The 21510-nt window shown below is 44.0% G+C and carries 23 protein-coding genes and 1 pseudogene; 11 read left to right on the plus strand and 13 right to left on the minus strand.

Going from position 1 to position 21510, the window contains the following annotated elements:
- Positions 1 to 185: 185 nt before the first annotated feature.
- From AKL11_RS03475 to istA, 9 genes and pseudogenes are all read right to left on the minus strand, one after another.
- Positions 186 to 407, minus strand: a complete 222-nt coding sequence (locus AKL11_RS03475) for a hypothetical protein (RefSeq protein WP_067515190.1) — start codon at positions 405 to 407, stop codon at positions 186 to 188.
- A gap of 61 nt (positions 408 to 468) precedes the next feature.
- A complete protein-coding gene (locus AKL11_RS03480; RefSeq protein ID WP_067515191.1) occupies positions 469 to 1992 on the minus strand; it encodes an HAD family hydrolase in 1524 nt (507 codons plus the stop codon).
- Between the two features lie 63 nt (positions 1993 to 2055).
- Positions 2056 to 3231 (minus strand): hypothetical protein, encoded by a 1176-nt coding sequence (locus tag AKL11_RS03485; protein WP_067515192.1) that lies wholly within the window; start codon positions 3229 to 3231, stop codon positions 2056 to 2058.
- A 2-nt stretch (positions 3232 to 3233) separates the two neighbouring features.
- Positions 3234 to 4040: an outer membrane lipoprotein-sorting protein gene (locus AKL11_RS03490; RefSeq protein ID WP_067515193.1), complete on the minus strand. Its 807-nt coding sequence runs from the start codon at positions 4038 to 4040 to the stop codon at positions 3234 to 3236.
- Positions 4041 to 4058: 18 nt separating this feature from the next.
- Entirely contained in the window at positions 4059 to 6398 is a 2340-nt protein-coding gene (locus tag AKL11_RS03495; RefSeq protein WP_067515194.1) for an efflux RND transporter permease subunit, read from the minus strand.
- A gap of 2 nt (positions 6399 to 6400) precedes the next feature.
- Complete coding sequence (locus AKL11_RS03500; protein ID WP_067515195.1) at positions 6401 to 7945, minus strand: class I adenylate-forming enzyme family protein; 1545 nt, start codon at positions 7943 to 7945, stop codon at positions 6401 to 6403.
- A gap of 1 nt (position 7946) precedes the next feature.
- Complete coding sequence (locus tag AKL11_RS03505; RefSeq protein WP_067515196.1) at positions 7947 to 10667, minus strand: 1-acyl-sn-glycerol-3-phosphate acyltransferase; 2721 nt, start codon at positions 10665 to 10667, stop codon at positions 7947 to 7949.
- Positions 10668 to 10686: 19 nt separating this feature from the next.
- Positions 10687 to 11346, minus strand: a complete 660-nt coding sequence (ribB, locus tag AKL11_RS03510; protein WP_067515197.1) for a 3,4-dihydroxy-2-butanone-4-phosphate synthase — start codon at positions 11344 to 11346, stop codon at positions 10687 to 10689.
- A gap of 385 nt (positions 11347 to 11731) precedes the next feature.
- Positions 11732 to 12568 (minus strand): annotated as a pseudogene (istA, locus tag AKL11_RS03515) (IS21 family transposase); the annotation flags it as partial.
- A gap of 104 nt (positions 12569 to 12672) precedes the next feature.
- Between istA and AKL11_RS24425 the strand changes: the two are divergent.
- Positions 12673 to 12891: an ISAzo13-like element transposase-related protein gene (locus tag AKL11_RS24425; RefSeq protein WP_301335646.1), complete on the plus strand. Its 219-nt coding sequence runs from the start codon at positions 12673 to 12675 to the stop codon at positions 12889 to 12891.
- A 1-nt stretch (position 12892) separates the two neighbouring features.
- Here the strand turns inward: AKL11_RS24425 and AKL11_RS03525 are convergent, their stop codons facing one another.
- Both AKL11_RS03525 and AKL11_RS03530 read right to left on the minus strand, forming a co-directional pair.
- Entirely contained in the window at positions 12893 to 13747 is an 855-nt protein-coding gene (locus tag AKL11_RS03525; protein ID WP_067515200.1) for an IS4 family transposase, read from the minus strand.
- On the minus strand, positions 13747 to 14271 hold the full coding sequence (locus AKL11_RS03530) for a hypothetical protein (RefSeq protein WP_067515201.1): 525 nt from the start codon (positions 14269 to 14271) through the stop codon (positions 13747 to 13749). Before AKL11_RS03530 ends, AKL11_RS03525 begins: the two co-directional genes overlap by 1 nt.
- Before the next feature lie 218 nt (positions 14272 to 14489).
- Here AKL11_RS03530 and AKL11_RS03535 point away from each other — a divergent pair, with 218 nt between their 5' ends.
- From AKL11_RS03535 to AKL11_RS03580, 10 genes are all read left to right on the plus strand, one after another.
- On the plus strand, positions 14490 to 14861 hold the full coding sequence (locus AKL11_RS03535) for a cysteine peptidase family C39 domain-containing protein (RefSeq protein ID WP_067515202.1): 372 nt from the start codon (positions 14490 to 14492) through the stop codon (positions 14859 to 14861).
- A gap of 229 nt (positions 14862 to 15090) precedes the next feature.
- On the plus strand, positions 15091 to 15810 hold the full coding sequence (locus AKL11_RS03540; RefSeq protein WP_067515203.1) for a helix-turn-helix transcriptional regulator: 720 nt from the start codon (positions 15091 to 15093) through the stop codon (positions 15808 to 15810).
- A 357-nt stretch (positions 15811 to 16167) separates the two neighbouring features.
- The gene (gene tnpA, locus AKL11_RS03545; RefSeq protein ID WP_067515204.1) at positions 16168 to 16467 is read left to right on the plus strand and encodes an IS66 family insertion sequence element accessory protein TnpA; all 300 of its coding nucleotides are present in this window, start codon (positions 16168 to 16170) and stop codon (positions 16465 to 16467) included.
- Complete coding sequence (tnpB, locus tag AKL11_RS03550) at positions 16464 to 16697, plus strand: IS66 family insertion sequence element accessory protein TnpB (protein WP_095210132.1); 234 nt, start codon at positions 16464 to 16466, stop codon at positions 16695 to 16697. The genes tnpA and tnpB overlap by 4 nt, the downstream gene beginning before the upstream one ends.
- Positions 16698 to 16897: 200 nt before the next feature.
- Positions 16898 to 17332, plus strand: coding sequence for an IS66 family transposase zinc-finger binding domain-containing protein (locus tag AKL11_RS03555; protein WP_067515205.1), 435 nt, complete (start codon positions 16898 to 16900; stop codon positions 17330 to 17332).
- A gap of 13 nt (positions 17333 to 17345) precedes the next feature.
- A complete protein-coding gene (locus AKL11_RS03560) occupies positions 17346 to 18476 on the plus strand; it encodes a glycoside hydrolase family 1 protein (protein WP_095210133.1) in 1131 nt (376 codons plus the stop codon).
- A gap of 11 nt (positions 18477 to 18487) precedes the next feature.
- Positions 18488 to 18793 (plus strand): PTS sugar transporter subunit IIB, encoded by a 306-nt coding sequence (locus AKL11_RS03565; protein ID WP_067515207.1) that lies wholly within the window; start codon positions 18488 to 18490, stop codon positions 18791 to 18793.
- An 11-nt stretch (positions 18794 to 18804) separates the two neighbouring features.
- Entirely contained in the window at positions 18805 to 19122 is a 318-nt protein-coding gene (locus tag AKL11_RS03570; RefSeq protein ID WP_067515208.1) for a PTS lactose/cellobiose transporter subunit IIA, read from the plus strand.
- An 833-nt stretch (positions 19123 to 19955) separates the two neighbouring features.
- Positions 19956 to 20216, plus strand: coding sequence for a type II toxin-antitoxin system Phd/YefM family antitoxin (locus tag AKL11_RS03575; protein ID WP_067515209.1), 261 nt, complete (start codon positions 19956 to 19958; stop codon positions 20214 to 20216).
- Positions 20216 to 20524 (plus strand): type II toxin-antitoxin system RelE/ParE family toxin, encoded by a 309-nt coding sequence (locus AKL11_RS03580; RefSeq protein WP_067515210.1) that lies wholly within the window; start codon positions 20216 to 20218, stop codon positions 20522 to 20524. Before AKL11_RS03575 ends, AKL11_RS03580 begins: the two co-directional genes overlap by 1 nt.
- Positions 20525 to 20546: 22 nt before the next feature.
- Here the strand turns inward: AKL11_RS03580 and AKL11_RS26580 are convergent, their stop codons facing one another.
- Together AKL11_RS26580 and AKL11_RS03585 are read right to left on the minus strand one after the other, a co-directional pair.
- On the minus strand, positions 20547 to 20714 hold the full coding sequence (locus AKL11_RS26580) for a lipase family protein (RefSeq protein ID WP_157673391.1): 168 nt from the start codon (positions 20712 to 20714) through the stop codon (positions 20547 to 20549).
- A 282-nt stretch (positions 20715 to 20996) separates the two neighbouring features.
- On the minus strand, positions 20997 to 21302 hold the full coding sequence (locus AKL11_RS03585; protein WP_095210135.1) for a helix-turn-helix domain-containing protein: 306 nt from the start codon (positions 21300 to 21302) through the stop codon (positions 20997 to 20999).
- Positions 21303 to 21510: the final 208 nt, after the last annotated feature.

The following is a 21510-nucleotide window of genomic DNA, read 5'->3' on the forward strand; positions in this document are numbered from 1 at the left end:
AGTCCCATTTTTCAGTTCAATTTCGATATAATGTCTCTCTTCAGAGCTCAGGTGCTTAAAGGCCATCCGTGGCATCCTCTGTAGTGTTTAGTAGCTTTACAGAGTACACCTGAGTTCTGATTGAATTCAAAGGTGGCTCTGTAGCAACCCTGTGGTTACAGAGGTTATGCATTTATGATACGAATTCAGGCTTTACCCTTATAACTCCACTTTTGTTTATTGACGACAATGGGTTCTTTATTGGCTGGTTCAAAGAGGCCAAGCAGCTCTTGAGTCCCTAGTTGTCCAGCATCGTTAAGTGTTTTTTGCAGACTATTTTCAAGATCAAGCATATTGCCTGCTTCGATAGGGATCTCTATCTGTAGAACGATTTTTTCACGATTGCTGGACACAATTGAAGCAGGCATGGCGGAGTCTATTATGGAAAGCGGTCTCTTATAATAGTCGTACAATTGAAGTTCTTTTGTTTCAATTATTCAGAGAGAGCACCCAGCGAATGACTCTTTGACCCAAATCAATGCGTTCTGTGAAATCGTGAAGATCAATATTTGCAAACGATCTTCGATGTGATTTTGTTCCGATAACTAAGCACTGGAAACCCATCCTATTTTTCAAAATATCTATAATTAACTGTCGATTGTTAATTGCTTGTTTGAAGGTTTTATCCCAACCCTTTAAGAACAACTTGAACTCGGGTGTGTCCCTGTTATCAGTTTTTGTGAAGCACTTGATTGCACGTTTAATTGCCGAATATGAGAGCACTCTGGTCTTCGTGTAGGCCCAAGTTGAAATTCCCAAATTATTGATGCTTCGAACATTCTCTACTTGTACCTGGGTATCCAACACCCGATCAAAGAGACAATGTTCTAAGTCAATAGATGTAACCTTTGAAGTGGATTTTTGAATGAACGTGTTTCTTGGTCTCCAATCTGCATTTGCAAGAATGTAAGCCGCTGCTGCTTGAACACCTACTTGTTCAGCGACATCAATGCAGTAGTCACCGTCTTCCCAGATGCTCCCTTTGGCAGGTGAAGTGAAGAGCAGAGGTTCCTCTCCTTCCAAGATATAGGCACGTGGGGCTGCTGCACCAATCATACTCATAATTCTATGTGAGGTTTCTTCGATGTAGGAACTGGATGGGTCGATATATCGTTTGACATACCATTGCATAGGTAAGCTATTGCTGTCGTAGCCATTCACGCGTGCAACAATATTGTAACGGCCAAGTTCCTCTTCAGAGAGTAAGTCAATATCGGTGATGGTGAAAAGACGGCTATCAATGCAGTATTGCTTACCCACCTGTAGTAATGGGGTTCCAGATAGCCCCATCCATACAAGTTCACAAAGGTTTCGTACGTATTTGTCGCGTCTGCCATCGCCAATATGAACTGCGCTCATACCGAGGGTTTTTGGTGCGTCATAATCGTTCTTAACATCATCACCAACAAACATGCAATCGCTCGGTAAAATCCCAAGCTCGGAGATTGTTTTCATATATGCATTTGCTGACGGTTTTTTCTCGCCGATATCGCTAGAAAAGTGAATGACATCAAAGTACTTCTCTAAGCCCAACGTGTAGAAAGGTTGTTTAAATATCTGAGCGACATTTGATAGTAAAGCGAGCTTCACGTTTCGGGCCTTCAGGTTTCTCAAAAGCAGCTTGGCTCCTTTATGAAGTTTTGCTGTAGATAAGTGCTTTTGGAGAGCAACTTTGCACGACAGGGTCTCATCGGGTGTTGCTTTTCGATCTAAAATAGTCTCAATGAAGCCGTTCAGAGCATCGTCATCATTGATATATGTCTTGGTAAGGGTGCGCTTCAGTTTTACCGGTGAGCACTTCACCCCAAGTATTCTTGAAAACTCCCTAAGTAACGGCCTTGTATTTAGGTCAATCAATGTACCGTATAAATCAAAAATAGCACCTTTAATACAGTTAGATTGCATGTAGACTTTTTCATGACTTGTTGGATCGATTAATTTTAACTCACCCATCTTTATTCATCCTTTAATCTACCAATGGTGTTGGAAATAGTTGCGTAATTTCAGAGATACTTATTAATAATGCAAACTCAAAGTAAGAGAAGCTTGATCGAAATGTTTGCTATAGAATAATGCGTCCTGAGTTTTGATTGAATTAAAGTAGATTAGCTCAAATTCTAACTTTAAATTTCTTGATATTTTACCCGTCATGTTAAATGTACCTATCAATCCGCCAAACTCGACATCAACGATTCCTCCAATTGTTGTTTCAATGTCGTATGCATTATAAGTACTATGTTTATAAGCTATAAACAGGTCGTTTTGAAATGCGACTGAGTTGTCGTTTTGCCGAGTGTCATAGTAGTATTCAAAATATACTGTCGACTCACCAGATCCATTTAAAGAAGTCTCTAAGACTCTCTCTACCCCAACTGCAAAACTAACGTAACTCTTGAAAGAGTTAGGGGTAAAGTGGGCGATCTCTAACTTATAAATGTTAGACCCAGAGATATATTGTGCATCTAACCCAACCGTCTTTCCCAATATGTAGTGTGGTACAAGAAAGCCAGTGCTCTCATCCAACCTATAGATTGACTTCTTGTAGGTACCATCGAAATATATGATTCCATATTCTAGCTCACCAATCATACCAGAAATGCGTGCGGCATAATCTATATGACGCTTGCCTTTGTCAGATTCATAAGTGCTTTGGCTCCCGTCTACTGGAACTCCTAACCCCCAAGGGCGTCTTGTTCCACCAAAATTCAGTTCTTCGAATTTTGGTAGGATGTAAGTTTCCAAATTGATGTCATCGCCTAAGTAGGATGCAGATATCATCGATTGACCTAGCCCTTGTTTTAGGAAATAGTCTCGAATTTGATCCCTTTGGTTGATGACATTTACTATGTTAATTCCTTCTGTGACACCCCAATAGACAAGATCGTAGCCAACATCATATCGAAAAGAGCTGTTTGACCATGTGACCTTTGCGATTGTTGGATCAAAATAACCCTCGTTATAGTCAGATATCCCTTTTTGACCGTACAGCCTAAATTCGTAATCAAGGTTATCTGTAATTGAACCTCGACTACGAACCTCGCCTATTACGCTATATATTTCTTTGGTAGCAAACTCCGTATTAACAAAATACACAGTATCAAGGCCAAAGAATCCATCAATATTCGCAGATTGAACATTAAGGCTACATGTGACAATAAACGCTGTAGTTAGTTTTAGAATAGTTGACTTCATAACTATCTTACTCGATTAAATGACTTCGCTCTAAAGTTTTTCTTGCTCGTGGACTCTTCCGAGAATCTGGAAACTGTAATTTCTGTTACGCTACTTTTAATATGATCCTCCATGGTAAGTAAATGCGGCCTCCAGGCTCCAGCTTCTTTGTACGAGATATAGTTGCTAAGGTGCAACGTTTTATAATGCTCGCCTCGTGAGTTGTAGTACTTATTAAATGCTGGTTGATAGTTATCTTTTCTCAAATAGGTCTCGATGTGTGAGTAGCCTGAGCCACTATATGTAGGATCGTAAGTGACTTTTATTAATTGTTCACCATCTATTTCCTCAATAACAGCTGAGTTAAAATGATACTTACTTAACTCAAGAGAGGATAAATCCTCGAAAGCGAAGTCACTTCCCACAAACGAACCGCTTCTATTGGATGATGAAATCCGTTTTGTGCGATTAATACTGGGCAAGAAAAGCCATTGCTGATCATTCCCATCTTGTGCCGTGTGAGTAAGAACTGAAACGCCTTTCACGTCTGCAGGTTCTGAAAAGACATTTATCGTCCTGTTACCCGCGTCATCGGACTCAAGGACGTACTGCTGCATGCTACGTACAATCTTATTACCACGCGATTCAATGACCATTGTTACTTCGGCCATAGAGTTAGTCAGACCGCGTTGATACTCGCGGCTGAGTTTCATTATCTGGTCAGCGTCAAGACTATCCGTTTGCTCTCCAGATTGCGCCGCCAATGGGACAGTGCACATAGCAATGGTATAAATAGCCAATAGTGCTCTGTTAATTAGTTTGGTATTCATTTTCTACTCTCTGCTTTGTTAATGACTCGTGGTCAAGCTTTCGTCTGCTTGCATAGATGCCTTTTTTTTCGGCAGCATCATGGCTGGCAAGACTGTCAGATCAATGGCTAGAGCTGCTATGAGCACGGTAGATGCAAGCGCTCCGAATATTTGGAAAGGTGCGAATGACGATATCATTGACGCCCCGAACGCAAACACCAAAACCAACGTAGTACCATACAGAGCTATTCCTGTTTCACTAAACAACTCAGTGAATGTGTCAGTGCTTGTAAGTCCTTTCTGCTTTTGTCGCTGATATTCAGTAATAATATGCAGCGTGTCGTCTACTGCGATTCCAAGTGTGATACTCACAACTAGTACGGTACCTACATTGAGGCTTTCTCCCATGAGCCATAGGCCAAGCCCGCCGACTAGCAGGGGGGTTAAGTTCGGGAGTAGTGCTACCAAACTAAGTTTCAGAGACCTGAAAGCCACACAAAGAACCACTGTGATGAGCAGGAATGCGATACCTACTGATGACAAAAAGGAGTTAACAACATAGCTTTCTTGTCTTTGGTAGAGGGAGTACTTCCCGGTAATGGTTGCGTTGAGTCCCAGGTGTCGTGCTTTTTGTTCAACTAAAGCGATTTCTTCTATTGCTTTCGACGAACTGTCGACGGTCCAGAAAACTGTTAAACGTAACGAGTCTTGCTTGCTTGAGATTCTATTGTCCACGGAGAGTCCCTTTGGTAACCCCATGGTGTAGAACAGCAGTTGCTGTGCGATTTCCGTTTGCGTTGTGGCTACCTTATAGCTAGCTTCATCACCAAAATTCAAGGCACGATTTGTGGATTTAAGAATGTCCACAATTGAAATTACTTGTGATACTTCCGGGCGACCTTCAATGAAAGCTTCTAATTCGGCTACCTTTGTCAGGAACTCTGGTTTCTGCGCGCAGTTCTCACAGCCTGAATCAATCATTATTTCGATATTTCTTGCCGAACCGATATGTTCGTCTATTTGATCTACCCCTTGGCGTAGCTCGTGGTCTTGTGAGAAGTAACCGACTGGATCTGCATCAACACGAACCATTGTTGCTCCTACCAAACTTACAAATATGAACACTGCGTATAACCCGAGGATGTATGGTCTGTTGTTGGCAATATTGTTAACAAGTTTCTGCAATAAGTTTTGAGATACTCGAAGTGGTTCTTTGTTGTTATAGCCAAATGGTAAGATTAGCAATAACGATGCTAGAAGCAGATATGTTAAACACCATACGTAAAACACACTTACCGCTGCAACTAAGCCAAGCTCCGCAATAGTTTTGATGTCAGACAAACAGAAGCTGATGAACCCTATTGAGGTAGTTATTGCTGTTAATAGAGTCGGCTTGGTGTTTTTAACCAGGGCGTATTCAATTGCTGCTGTTTTGTTAGGCTGTGTTTTCTGAGATAATCTGTAAACGGTAAGGATGTGTAAGCAGCCGGCTACAGCAATACCTATCGTTATTTGAGGGAGTACCGTTGTGATTGATGTCATCTGAACACCCAACCAACCTGCGATCCCAAGGCTACCGACAGCTGATAAAATGACTACTAGCATCGCATACATAACGCACCATGCATTTCGTAGTACGTAATACATAATCAGAATGCAAGCCAAAAGAAGGAGCGGAATAATTTTTGCGTTATCAGTTTCTGACGCTTCAGCGAATGACTGAACAATGAGTGGAGCGCCTACTAAGTGCAGCTCGTGACCTTTGGCTTCAATTTGTTCCAGTAAAGCTCTGGCAGCATTTACGACAGGTTTGATGTCAAGTTCATCTCCAGCACTAGGGCGTAGCGTCCCGACGAGAAGAGTCATTGTTGCATCTTCGGAGAGTAGGTATCCGGATAGCATTTCGTCTTTCAGCGCGATCTCTTTTAACTCGTTGATTTGGTGATCGCTATATGATGTTTCTGATGAAAACAATGACTCGACGTTTATGTTATCACCATCAGCAAACACCCGCTGATAGTTAGTGACACTGTCGACGCGAATTACATCAGTTAGCTTCCATACCGCAGATGTAAGTTCGTCCAGAAGCTGTAAAGAAACTTGATTAAATAAGCCTTCTTCATTTCGCACAGCAATGATGATTGAGTCATCATTGCCAAAGGTTTGTTCAAACTTATCAAACTCGACTAACCATTTATCGTCTTTGTGGAAATATCCTGCGTGGGTGAAATCTGCAGTTAGTCGTGTAAGTCCGAACAGTGTAAAGGCGACAAGTAGCAAACTTATGAGCAATGTTATTTTCGGCTTTGATATTAGAGTCGCGACAAAGTTCGTTGAGTATCGAGGGAATTCATACTTCTCTATGTACGATTGTTTCATTTTTATACCCTTTCCATTTCCATTTCCATTTCCATTTGATTGATATAGCTAGATCGAATTCTGCTTTTAAGTACCTTTTCTGTATGGCCAAGTGGAAAGTTTTTCAAAAAAGTGATGTCGTTTGGATGCTTGTGCTTGGCTAAAGTAGTTTTAAGTGCGAACCGGATTTGTTCACTCGCATCGTTTGGATTGTGATTGGTTTTTAAAATGACTGCCGCTACAACAGCTTCACCTTTAATTCTGTCTGGAGCTCCGAATACAACTACGTCATGAACACTCTCAACCTGCCTGATTGCGTCTTCTACATCCTTTGGAAAAATGTTGTAGCCACTTTTGATGATTAAGTCTTTTTTTCTTCCAACAATGAAGCAGAAGCCCTCTTCATCTACATACCCAAGGTCGCCAGAGTGAAGCCAGCCCTCTTTGAGTACTTCTTTTGTTTCGAGATCAAGGTTTTGATAGCCAAGCATTAGGTTTTGACCCTTAAACACGAGTTCACCAACACCCTTAGTTGGTGCAGCGGCGCCTGTAGAGTCGATTACTTTTACTGAAACCCCTTTGTAAGGGCGCCCAACTGAGCCGATTTTTCGTCCAGTTGGTTCAGGTGTATTACTGCAGACAGACACCGTTGTTTCAGTGAGGCCATATCCTTCATAGATGCGTGTTGAGAACAAGTCTTCGAAAGAAGCTAGCAACGATGCATCCATTGGGGCACCGCCAGCCAGGCAGGTTTTAAGTTTTACAAACGATGGTTTCTGCTCCAAGTCTGAGCTGTAGTCTAGAATTTGAGCGTACATTGTTGGGACGCCAGCAAAAATAGTAATGTCGTCCTTTTCCAGGCTGTTTATGCAGTCAGCAGTTCGGAACCTGTCATGGAGAACGATAGTGGCGCCGCTGATTAGTGCCGTTCCGACCAGTGCGTTGAGTCCATATGCGTGGAACAATGGCAGTGCGCAGAGAATTCTGTCGTCTTCAGTTACCTCAAAGGCAGTCTTGAGCATGTGCCCCTGGGCTACTATAGATGTTGCCGACATCATTACGCCCTTCGATGACCCGGTAGAGCCAGATGTGTACATCGTCAGACAGTGTGAATCCTCAACAGGTCTTGAATCCCAATGGGTATTTTTCTCAAGTATGCCTCTAAAGTTCAGGTGTTTTTCACTGGTATCCCCGACTACAATGATTGATGGCTTGACGCTCGAAAGATCAATTGCCTGCTCTACAACAAAGATGAGAGAGTCGTGTACAAACATTAGCTCCAGATTACTGTCTTCAATAGCGTGCTTAAGTTCGAGTGGTGTCAGAAGCACACTGAGAGGTGTAGCTACATTTCCATTGGCGAACAGGCCATACGTGATTGAAATAAACTCTGGTATATTCGGAAGCATAATGCCAACACTACCAGTAACGCTAAGCGCCTTGAGTTCATTTGCAACCTGAGAGACTTCTTCAAATAGCTCCTTGTAGCCAACAGTTCTCCTAGGGTGAATGATTGCTGTTTCGTTAGCAAAAGTGCTGCAACTGTTTTTAAATGATGAGTAGATCATTTTAGGCCACCACACCTGAATTGCGCTCTTCGATCTCAGATATGAACTCATTCTCCTTGTAGATCTTCGCACTAACAGGGATGTATTCCTTGATAGCTTTTTGTTTCGCGTACTCAGATGTTGAGTAGTTCAAAAGAAACACCACGTATCCGAAAAACTCTGCAGAAGAATCCTTATCTAGAGCTGGAGATATTGAAGTAAAGCTATAGCAGAACTTGTCATCCACCGAACGCAACCAGCAATAAAGCATTGCCCCTGCTCTTTGAGATGCGCTCATTCCATGGAAGCTCTTCAGCCTGATGCTGCCTACTTGTGTTTTGTGCTTGTAACGACCTACGTTGCTCATGGTTACGGTTGCACCTGCACCACCACTGTTTATGCAGTCCAGCTCGTACTTCTTGTAAGTTTTCTCAGCATTCCAAAATCGGTCGAAAACTTTGTGAAAGATGAGTGGTGAGCGCATCTCCACCTCTTCTTTTGCCCCTTCACCAAACTCTTTAGCTAACTCCCAAAAAGTCATTGTTGGGAAGGCCTGCGCCTGTGAGGCACCAGATCCAGATAGATAGCCTACGGCTTCAACTGATGCGTCATTGCTGTTGAAGTAACGTCTCAGGCTGAAGTCCATTGGTAGAGAAAATTGCTGCTTGTTTTCGAGTTTTGAACCCGAAAAGTGAAGGAGCGCGCACTGTATGGCAGCAGCGTATAGGCTCCCTACTGTAACACCTTGCTTTTTACACTCTCGGATGACATTTTTAAAAGTATTACGTGAACTTTCCGCGAAGAAGCAATTCGTTTTAAGTAGCTCTCCAGGTTTTAATTGGCCTTGAGGTTTAATTTCAGCCCATGACTCGTACTTGCTACGAGCGCGAAGGAAAGCATTTCGATGCAAGGCTCCGATGCATCTTTCAATAAGCCCGACTTTTGGGCTGAGTTCCAGTGCAGACGGCGTTGGCGGGAGTGATTCTCCGATGTAGTTGCCAGCACAATGAGTGATGAATTCATTGAGTAGATTCATCAGTGAGAGTCCATCCACGACAGAATGCTGCGCGTTTAGGATTATGTGACCAGATTCAGGTAACCATGTAACTCTAAACATGTAGCCATCTGATAGGTCGAATATGTGATTAACTTCCTCGTTAGCTACGGTCTCCCAAAAGAGGGTGGTGTGGTCTTGTTCTTCATTACTAACTAGACGCTGCGAAACGTGGACTTTATTAGAGTTGACAGGTAAAAACTGGAATTCAGGTCGAGAGTCATGACCTTTTGGCCATACAACCTTGGCTCTTAGCTGTGGGTGGCGACGATGTAAAGCTATTGCGGCTTCACGAACCTGCTCGAAACTTTCGATACCTTCAATCTGACCAATTACAATATCAGAAATTCGGGATTGAGCCATGAATGCTTCAAAACCCTGAAGAGGTCGACTTAGAAATTTGGGGGAGTTGATAGATTCGCGCTCAATTTTATTCATAAGGCTTAGCCCTCGTTCTTTGCGCCTTAGTTGGCGAATGGTATTGAGATGTTTTTGGTTGCAAAAACAGTGATGCAATAGTGATAGTGCTTTATCGTTCTGACCGTTAGCATGCAGTGCTTTAGCAAGGCCGTAAGCAAAACGTTCGGTTGGGTAGCCGTATTGGCTGCCATAATGGTATGCGCGCTTGAAGCTATTTAGTTCAGCATTTAAAAGTTTTTTCCTGTAGAACTGCGGGCTTTTTTGTATTAGCAAGCCTTTGCAATAGTTGAGGTAAGGGTGATTCTTGTCTTCTCCTAGCGCACTGTTGAGCATATTGATGTAGTGTTTCATTCTGACGATCGCAAGCGGCTTTGGCATGGTGTTTAGCTTAAACCCCTCAATGCGAATGTCTTGTACATTCATCTCAAAACAAGACTTAGGTAGAAGCCATTTGGTAGAAGCAAGCTTCTTAACGCGCGCTACATCATCTTTACTGATCAAATCTACGTTTTGATCCAAAAGTAGTTCGAGTTCTAAATCTACTCTGTTGGATAGGTGCGTAACTTCCTCTTCAATTGAGGCATGTTTATTTTTTTCGATGGTATGTTCCAGGATCCAATCGTAAGCTTGATTTTTTATCTGATGAGCTATTTGTTTATCTGTTAGGCCCTGAAACTTCTTATCAGAAGGGCTGATAAGTTCACCGAAAACGATATATCCTTTTTCCCCTTTGTTGAATTGCAAACTACCTTTCGGCAATACGTTAGAGAAATTGTTAATTGCCACAGGTAGTATTGGTATATTGTGCTCGACAGCTAAATTGAATGCCCCATATTTGAATGGGTGAAGAAAAGTGCCATCACTTCTTGTTCCTTCTGGATACATAACGACTGCATTACCGCTATGTAATAAGTCACTAATGATTGAGTAGGTTTTATCTGTGTCACTTGGGTCAATTGGAACCGCGCCCCCAGCAATTTGGCACTCGCGAAAAACGGGGTTGCGGAGTGCTTTAATATTGGTAGGAATCTTGACTTTCCGATCAATTAACTTCCAAAGAAGGCCTGTTATTACAAAACCATCAAAGTAGCTCTGATGATTAGGTGTGATGATAACAGCGCCATCTTTTGGAATATTATTTGAACCAACAAAACCATCTAGGTGAGTTTCCAGCTTTTTATCCAAGCAAGACATGAATACACGAAAGAAACTATCCTGAAACAGTTTTCGTATAAAATGATTATTTTTTTGCTTTGAAATGTATAGCATGGAATACTCTTTCTTTTGGTTATGCTGCTACGTAAGTGCTTTCGACCTGCTCAATATATTTGCAGAGTTCTTCAATGGTGATGTATGAAATATTGTGCTTCTTGGCCATTTCAATAAGTTCTGGTCGACGAGCCATTGCACCATCTTCGCGAATAACTTCTACAATCACGGCAGCTTCGGATTCTAATCCTGCTAGTCGACAGAGTTCCACGCCAGCCTCGGTGTGACCTTGTCGTGCTGACAAATAGCCGTTTTTGGCTACTAGTGGGAACATATGTCCAGGTGCTTGAAGTGCTTGTGGGCTGTATTCATCTCCAATGACTACTTCGATTGTTTTCGAGCGGTCCCATGCCGAGATGCCTGTTGTGACACCGTATTCTAGAGTTGCATCAACGCTGGCTGTGAATGCTGTACCCATATGATCCTTATTATTTTGAACCATCGGTAATAGCTGTTTCTTTTGGGCAATTTCTTCAGAAATTGCGAGACATACCAAGCCGCGACCATGAGTGATCATAAAGTTAATAGCTTCAGGAGTTGCGTGTTCGGCAGCTACGATAAGATCACCTTCGTTTTCACGCCCTTCGTCGTCAGATACGAGGAGGAACTTACCATTGCGAAATTCTTCGATGGCATTTTCTATAATTTGTTGGCGATCTAGTGATAGTACACTGGTCATGTTTCATCCTTTGATTAAGTGCGTTTATTGTCTCTGTTTATAATGATCTAATAATTCTATATTTAATCATATCCCTACATGTCGTGTGTAAAACTGAGCCCATTAAATTTAGGGGGCGTTTTCCGGTGTACGGACAAAGAAAACATTCGCACAGCGTAGGCCTAATTAGTTGCGCAGGGATGAAGCGTTCTTTAAAAACATTCAGACCGCAGGAATGATACTGTGAGCGCACAAGCTGCCTGACAAGGCAGGACATCTTCGGCTGGTGAGACTGGGAGCAGTTCTGCTAAATGAAACGCTTTCCCCAGTTTTGGATGGGTGCTGCTGCCTGAATAATGTGTCATTTTCTCACAGAAACAGACTATCCTGATGCCATCCTGAGTAGCATGTGGTAATCAATATTGATCCGGGCCTTGCCGAACTCTGCGAATACGAAGGGCTGTTTTGGCAGAGGTTTCAGTGCGGACTCATCCAGCTGTTCGAAGGTACTTCGTCGTGTACCGGGTAACCGCTGGAAGGGTTTCAGGTTCAGTTCCGTCAACAGTTCGCGGATGCGGCCGTTTAACTCTGCCAGGGTAAAAAAGGTTTCATGTCGTGGCTTCGCCAGTATCCAGCGTTCAACCAGCTGAACACCCACTTCAGCCTTGGCTTTGTCCTTGGGTTTATAAGGCCGAGTCGGTATGACCGCAATCTGATAATGATTAGCCAGATGCTGATAGGCCGGATTAAGGTTCGGTTCGTACCGACAGACCTGATGGACGCCACTTTTAAGATTGTCGGGTACCACCACTTCCGACACTCCACCGAGGAACTCGAATGCCCGGACATGAGAGCCAAGCCAGTCTTCAGACTTCTGCGAGAGAGTGGCTTCGGCATAGGTGTAATTGGATGCCCCCATCACGGCCACGAAGATCTGGGCGTTATGGGCAATCTCTCCTGTGTCGGGATTGATGACCGGGACAGTAGGCCCGGCATAATCCACAAACAGTTTTTCTCCGGCCTTGTGGTGCTGACGCATGGAGCGTTTCTGACAGCCACGCCACTGATTATAACGGTGACAGAACTGAGCATAGCTGTAGGCATTCAGGGTATGAACCTGACAGCACTCCTCCCAGAGCAGCAGCTTGGTGACGCCTTTACGTTTAAGCGCCTGATGAACTTCCCCCCAGTCTGGATCGACCAGGCCTTTACGACTGGGCAGTGGTGTGTCCGGAGAACTATAACCACTTCACAACTTGGATTCCGTCGTCGTAAGGTAAGCCACAGAAAAAGCGAACCATGAGACAGCATAAGGATCGCAACGCTCAATTTAAAAATATTGCCTGACTGAAGCAGGAATACCTTGATGCGGGCAAGCCTGTTCTGAGCATGGATACGAAAAAGAAAGAGGAACTGGGTAACTTCTACCGTGATGTTATAACAGATGCCACTGAATCCACCACCGTTAACGATCATGATTTTCCCAGTTACGGAAAAGGCAAGCTCATTCCTCACGATCTCTATGATCTCGGAAAAAATAAGGCGACCATACATCAATGGCACTGACTTAAGCCGCTTTACCTTGGTATTGCTTGAGTCTGCGCGCCTGTCCTCTTGGGTGTTGTAACCTTTTATGAGGCTTCGGACGCTTTTTTACAGCCCTTGGATCCGACCTTCCCGGGCGGTTGCCAACAACATGCAGCCCTATTATTTCCAGCATGTTGGCGATCTTCTCTTCAAGCCAGTCACCGGATGCTCCAAATAATGTCTGCTGGAAGGATACAAGTGTTTCCTGCGCCGCTTTAAAACTAATCTCTCTGGGCGTTTTTCCAATGTACACTACTGCTTTACCCATAAGAGCACGTATCATATTGTAAACCAGCAGGTTGACTGAGATTTCTTTTCTCACCATTTCCGGACTTTTGCAGCGAAGCATGTCCATTTTCATAGTGGTTTTGATCACATCAAAATCGGACTCAACGTGCCACCGCTTCAGGTACAAAGCAATAATTTCTGTTCGGGGATACTCTTCTGCATCCAGCAAAGTGGTAACAACTATTCGTCGTTTGTTTCTGACTGCACGAATAACCAGATCTTCAGGCATCTTGTCGTAGAGCTCCTGACTCATCCATTCCGGCTTGACGGGGCGCTTCAGTTTGAACAAACCGTCTTTGCTGCCCAGCTTCTGGTCACACTTTCTGAAATCAATAATCCGTGAACCATTCTTCTCGAATACAACGTCTGCCTTAGCCTGAAGCAATAGAGCCAGAAGGAAATAATTCTCAAAGTTCGCATCACCCAGCAGGATATCGCCATCACGTAGATGATATAACAGTTTTCTGAGTAAGGCTTGTTCACCCGTTTCCTTGCCTTCATAGGGAGCCACTGCAAAATCAAGTAGCGCACCACTGCCAAGACACATCAGAACAAGGATTCTGAGAATAGGGAAGCCAAGCCCTTTTTTTGGGTGCTGGGCTGAGGATATTCTTTTTGGTTTTTCTTGGTGTCTTGCATCAAAAGTGTTGAGCCGTCAGTGATCAGAACCCGGCGTTGGTGCCAGAGGTATGACTCTGGTGAGGCATTTTCGAGGTTGTTACCTGACGTAAGAAGCAACGTCTTTATTGACTCTTCAGTTAACCGTTGTCGTGCTTTGGTATACGCGCTGGTTGTAGTATTGGATGGCTTGTTTCCCCTGACGGCCTGATCCCTGGCCTCATCAATCAGTGCATGCCGACATGATTTTGTGTCGCTGCCAACCTGCCTCATGAACAAGGTTAAGGTTTTGATGGGAGGAAAGTCTCTGGCTCTGAAGCCCGGATAACTGGCCTGAAAAGCGTTGAGGTCGTCAGAGGTGAGAGTCGTTGACAGTGTATCGCTACCAGTCTGGGCAAATTGGCGCAGGCCATCATCAGCGAGTGATTGGAACTCTGGGCTACACTTGGTCATGGCTTGCTCGGGGAGTTATGAAATTCATTGACTGTTATAGTCGTTTTTCTTCTTGAGAAAGCCTTGGGATTTCTGGCGTTGCACCTTAAGTCAGTGCCATTGGAACTTAGCCCTCTCAAATATTAGGGAGACAGTTGACGTATATGTATCGAATGCGGTTTAATCTGGTTTAGAAGATAAATACTAATAATAAAATAAGTTCAGAGGTTCAGGTATTGATGGATAGCTTGCTTAATACTGAGTCAGTCGTAACCTGTCTATTGAAGTTGGCGGTGCAGTCAAAGCAGATCAAACACAAATTTTGGGGTTCAACCAAAGCTTTAGAAGTGACGGATATATTAAGGCGTGCCAAGTTCCTCTGGTTTAAAAATTGTCAACGCAAAGAGTTTGCTGAAAAAGTTCAAGAGTTGCCACTACCAGCCATAGCCCGTCATTCCGAAGATCACTATCATAGCAATATCCATATTCATGAAGACAAAGTACTTATCCAAGACCTGATGAAAGACGGCTCAAAACCGTCCTCCTCGAAGTTCTGGACCCCCTATTTATTTGTGTATTGTGCCTCTTTTCTAAGCGATCAACCTTGCTGAGCTGTATGGAAATATTTGACACCAGCAGTTACATCATAGCCCCTCTTAAGGGGGCTGAGTTGACGTAATAACGCACAAATCAGAGATTGTCCGATGGAGCTTATGATTAGCAGAAGTTACAAGATTACTGTAATACCCACGAGTCATATGCTTATCCAGAAATGCAGGAGATATTGGGTTTGCAGCCTTTCAACTATCGCGGACAACAAAGCCCTAAAGGGTTATAGCAATGGATAAATGGAGAGTAAATATGTCAATTGCTGGTACTATTCATCGAATAGATCAAGCTAAAAATACTCAGGCAGCCGTTCAGATTATTGATGAACTTTTTGAGCATAATTATACAACTCTTCAATTAATTACCAACCCTCATCAGATGCTCGATAATCTTTTCGTAAGATCAACTTATCCAAAGGAATGGATTGCTGAGTATTTACTAAACAACTTTCTCAAAGTTGATCCAGTTTTTAATCAAATCATTAAAGCTAAAGAGAATGTTCTTTGGAGTGAAGTGCCTTGGACGTCAAAAGCGTCAAAGTTCTATGAGCGCGCAAAAAGGTTTGGCATAGGTGAGTCGGGATATAGTTTTGTCTACAAGGATGCTATTGGTATCGGTTCGATTCTGAGTTTGAACGCTGAAATGGATAGAGAAAATTGGAGTAGATATGTTACCGAGATTACTCCAACAATAGAAGAACTGATCCCCGTTTTACATAACAAGATTGCATCAGAAGCGTATAGCACTAGTATCAAGTCGCCACAACTAACCTCTCGGGAGAAAGAGTGTTTGCATTACTCCTCGATAGGTAAAACCAACTTTGAAATAGGGGCTATCCTTTCTATTTCTGAGCATACTGTTAGAAGTTATATCAAAACAGTCAGGCATAAACTTGATTGTGTGTCAGTTGCTCAAGCTGTAGCAAAAGCAATAAGGTTTAGGATTATTTAGTGCCTGCCAGAAAACCCATGAAAAAACTCTACTCATTCTGTCAGGTAGGAGCTAATAGGGAGCAGATTCCAGTAGAAAAACAGATAAAGAGCACTTGTCGTATCGCATTGCTCAAAATATACTCAGATTCGACAGTTTTTAAGCACACCGAGCCCTCACACATGGCATGATCAAGAGTAAAGGAACATGTATCAGGCTCGAAGGCTACTGACGATCTCTGGTTAGCAGAATTTTACCCAATCGCTTCAGGTTACCGGCGACAACCGCCAATGCAACATAGGTAAGCGGTAATTTCCCCGCACATTAAATCCGCCAGAAAAATCCTGAACAATACTGCTTTCACTCCGGAGAACTCAGATGAAAGCAGCCCAACGCAAACAGCTCCAGCAACTATGGCTGCAGCGAATTCAGGACTGGCAACAGTCCGGCCTCAGCCAGACAGCATGGTGTAAACAACATCAACTGAACATTCACCAGTTGAGCTACTGGAAGCGAAAGCTGAGTCCAAAGACTGAGAGCAAAGTCATCCCTCTSGCCGTTGCTATGCCAAAACCGGAAATGCCATCAACCCTGGTACTTCACATAAATAACGTTCAGGTTGAAGCAACACCGGAGCAGGCCGCCATCCTTATCCACGCACTTCAGGCCAACCCATGATTCGTCCAGCCAAAGAGGTGCCCGTTTACCTGTATGCCGAATATGTTGATATGCGTAAATCCATCGATGGCCTCGCGGCACTGATTGAACAGGAAGTTGGCCAATCGCATTTCTCACAGGTGATCTTTGTCTTCTGCAATCGACAAAGGGACAAAGTGAAAATATTGTACTGGGAGCGCAACGGCTTTGTGCTCTGGTATAAGCGGCTGGAAAAGTTTCGCTTCAAATGACCCGGTATTGAAGCACCCGAATCGATTGATGGCGCCGTGCTGAACCGGTTACTGGATGGTTATGACATCCGCCCTGCAAAGCCGCATCCACCCCTGGAGTACACGACATGGACTTGATGCACTGGCAATACTGACCTGACGATCTACCTTATATCGCATGGAAGCCTGCCCCGTCCCGATGATAACCCTGAGCTAATAGCTTGGGTTACCTCCATACTCGCAAAAATGCGCTGCTGGAAGAGCGTCTTCACTGCCTTCTTCAAAAACAGTTCGGGGCCTCCAGTGAAAAGATCTCCCCGGACCAACAAGACCTGTTCAACGAAGCCGAACAGGATCAACCGGAGCCAGACAGTGAACCGGAAGAACAGGCCGTCACTGTTCCCGAACACACCCGTGGCCGAAAGCCCCTTCCTGAAGATCTGCCAAGGGTTCGAAAAGAACACGATCTCAGTGATGAAGAAAAAGTCTGCGGTTGCTGTGGTGGCGACCTCCACCAAATTGGGGAAGAAATCACGGAACAGTTGGAAATCATTCCGGCCAAAATCCAAGTCATCCAAAATGTCCGATTCAAGTATGGCTGCCGCTCCTGCGAAGACAGTGTAAACCTAAAATCATCGGTTAAAAATCACGACTAAACTGTAACCTCTCCTGCATAAAGGGTTACAGTATGATTCCAACCTGATTGACCGGCTGATTGAACACAACATCGAACCGATGATTACCCTCTATCACTGGGACATGCCTCAGGCGATGGAAGATATTGGCGGTTGGGAATCACCAGAAGTGCTGGATGCTTTTGTTGATTACAGCAAGCTGTGCTTTGAACGTTACGGTGACCGGGTGAAGTTATGGTCAACCTTTAATGAAGCCATTGTCTTTATAGCCTCGAGCTATCTCACCGGTGTCTTCCCTCCTGAAGTGAAAGACCCGGCTCGCGCAATCCAGGTTTGCCATAACGTAAACGTTGCTCATGCACGTTCCGTCCTTGCTTTCAGAGAAGCTGTCCCTAATGGTGAGATAGGCATTGTTCATGTATTGCAGCCACATACAGCCGCATCCAGCAGCCCTGAAGATGTTGCAGCCCGTGACATGGCAAACAGTATCTGGACTGACTGGTTCTACAGTCCAGTGATCAAGGGAGAATATCCATCGCATCTTCTGGAAATGGCACAGACACATCTGGGCGTACCAGTCATTAATGATGGAGAAATGGAGTTACTCCGCACAGCTCAGATCGATTTTGTGGGTGTAAACTACTATCGTCGTGAAATCTGCGCTCATAATCCTGACTTTACCAATACCTCTAGAAACCACTCTGGTGTAAAAGGCAGCGCTGGTGAGTTTGGCTTTAAAGACTTATTCAAGTTTGTTAAAAATCCCGAAGGTCGTTACACAGACTGGGATTGGGAAATTTATCCGCAGGCCCTGACCGATGGTCTGCTTCTGCTCAAAGAGAAATACGGCGACATTCCGATTTACATTACTGAGAATGGCCTGGGCGCACCGGATACTGTCGTGGATGGCGAAATCAGTGATGACTACCGGATTGAATACCTTGGTGAACACATCAACGCCACTCGTCACGCTATTGAACAGGGGGTGGATATTCGCGGTTATTATCCATGGTCATTTATCGACTTGTTGAGCTGGCTGAATGGCTACAAGAAGCAATATGGCTTTGTCTATATCGATCGTGACAACAACCTGCAGCGATTAAAAAAGAAGAGCTTTTTCTGGTACCAAGACGTCATCAATTCTAACGGCCAATCACTCATTTAAGGTTTTTGATTATGATCAAGATTGCACTGTGCTGCTCAGCAGGAATGTCTACCAGTATGCTGGTCAAGAAGATGCAGCAGTCTGCACAGGAAAAAGGCATTGAGGCAGAGATTAATGCCTATCCTATTTCTGACTTTGACGACGTCATCGAACAAAACGACGTTTGCCTTCTTGGCCCTCAGGTTAGATTCAAACTGGCGGAATTTCAGGAAAAAGCAAAGAGCTATGGCAAGCCCGTCGACAGTATTGACCCGATGCAATATGGCATGATGCAAGGCGATAAAGTGCTTGATGCAGCCATTAACCTGATTTCATAAGGAGTAGACACATGGATATCGAAATGGCAGTCATGGACCTTATCGTAAATTCTGGTCAGGCCCGTAGCCAGGCTTTTGAAGCATTAGCGAAAGCCCGAATTGGAAACTTTGATAAAGCCGAAATACTAATGGCGCAGTCCAGAAAGGTTTCCAAGGTGGCACACCAGATTCAAACTGGCCTGATTGCAAAAGAAGGAGAAGGCGATCTACCTATCAACCTACTCATGGTTCATGCGCAGGATCATCTTATGACATCTATGTTGGCCCAGGATATGGCGGAAGAGATGATAAAACTTTATCAAAAGCTCGAGTCGCTCAAAGAAGCTTGATGCCTGCAGGCCTTGTTTATAAGCCTAAGCTGGATATTATCGACCGAAGGTAATATCCGGCATTTTTGTATTCTGACTTACCCAAAATCCTCCCAAAGACTTTCGAAAGGTTGAACTAGATAGCCCCGGGTGACTTTTTAGAGAAATAAGTAATGGTCAAGCTGTTACAGGTACACCTGTAGATACTTCTCTAGGGGCTGCGCTAATAAGTGGGAAGTGCATTTAAGTAAGGCCATGCTGCACTTAAAAACAAGGATGAAATGCGCATTAACGAACTTAAGCCGTGCCCAGGATATCTTCTGCAAGGAAACTTCCGAGGGTTCCAATCCCTGAGAGCGGAATACAAGTCAATTGTTGTCAGAGCCCCACCTGCTCAAATTTTCAAAAACTGACCATCATCCCTGATCCTGATAAATCAAGACGAAATTCTGGCGATAATTACCGCATAAGTGGCTCACTGGAAAACAAGATTCTTCGCTGCACTATTTGTAGTGATTCGGTGGTTCTCAAATCGAACCATGCCACCTATCGAGAATATCGACGTCTTCGTCACGACCTTGATCGAGCTGGGTACACCTTTTGCACTCGTGAATCTTACGCAAACCGTGACAACGATAGTTCCAACCATAAAACGTATGAAAGTACCAGTATAAAGTCTGGCATAAATAAACTATATGATATTCTATATATATCAATAGGTTGTGATGGCTTCTCGTAATTGTGTCGATCTGTCATTCGAAATGGTTTCGAAGTTTATTAGTAAATATTTCCAGTCAGATCGATTGAATAGGTTATAATGAACGAATCGAACGATTAAGAAAGGAGTTTTAACCATGCGCACCCTCACGGCCAATGAGGCAAAAACCCATTTTGGCGATATGCTGTTGAAAGCGCAGCGTAACCCGATCCAGATCAACAAGAACGGTAAGCCGGTGGCAGTGATTATCTCGGCGGATGAGTACAGGGACATCGAGGCGCTCAAACTGCAAGTACTGCAATCCAGGGCCGCTCAAGCCAGGGCTGATATCGCAACGGGTAACCTGGTCGATGGCGACACTTTTTTTGATGAGCTTGAAGCGGGTCAACACGACTAATGCCAGCTTACTGTCTGACCCCGGATGCGCAGTCCGATCTGCTCAATATCCAGCGGTTTACGGTAGAGCAATGGGGGGCTTCCCAGTCCCTGAAATATCTGACAGAACTGCGAGCATCCATGCAACTGATTGCTGAAACGCCAGCCTTGGGCAAGGGGCGGCCAGATGTAGGGCTGGATGTTTTGAGCTTTCCACAAGGAAGTCATGTTATTTATTACGTGGTGCATGAGCAGCAAATAATCGTGTTCGGGGTGCTCCATAAGCGGATGGTGCCACTCAATCACCTGGCCGAACGACGGAAGGAATAATGGTTGCTGCTGGTAAGGCAGACTAGCGGAAATGGTTTAAGTAGATTTGAGTGTCTAGCTGAATCGAGTTGGGATTGTTTTCTGCCTTATTTAAATCAAGGGTTAATTGATATGCGCCATATTGAGCGAGGGCACCACCCAAGCTATGCCCAGTGAAGGCGACTGAAGACCCGTCATCTATATTATTCAAAATTGTTCTAAAACAACAGAATCAAGCCTTGGAATTCGGTATTTGTACGCAAGCGTCCCTCATTGAGTAGCTGAGCCGCCTTTTCGGTAGCCGAAATATCAAAAATAAATATCATTAAAACAGTGGCTTATAATAATACGACGTAATTTTTGTAAATTTATCCTCCACCTGTCTTATACCCACTTTTTAGAGCAGCGCCTAGGATACTTCTTATATTTTTTTGGAGCCCGGCAACCTTTAACCCTTAAAGACTTTTCATTTAGCAAAGGTGCCTGTGATAGCTCACTCTCTGCCAAGAACTTTCAGCGCCTCAGGTATAGTCTCAAAATCTATGCCCTCTGCAATATCCGACAAAGGAACTCTGAGCGCGTAACAAATCTTGAGCAAGTTCACCAAAGAAACGTTCCTGCGCGCCTTCTCAACGCCACTGACATATGGAGCTTTCATATTTGCCTCACGAGCCAGTTCTGATTGAGAAACGCCTTTAGCCTCTCTGATTTTTCGGATATTCATACCGATTTGTCGTCTGGAGATGTACTCAAAGTCATCAGAAGAAACAAGCGGTTTTTTCTTTTTTGGGGCCATCATAAATTCCGCAACATGATTAACTTCTTGTTAGCAAACCTAGTTAGCCACCAAAGGGGAGACCTCAACTCTACTGACAAAACGATTTCTCAAAGCATGAGCCCCAAACAGCATGTGAAAAAAACAGCACCAAGTAAGTAAATACTAACCAGAACCTTCAGTCATTATCGCTCACCTAACCGAGCCGAACAACTAGTAGCGTACATCAACT

The organism is Endozoicomonas ascidiicola (assembly GCF_001646945.1).
In the GTDB taxonomy this organism is placed as follows: domain Bacteria; phylum Pseudomonadota; class Gammaproteobacteria; order Pseudomonadales; family Endozoicomonadaceae; genus Endozoicomonas; species Endozoicomonas ascidiicola.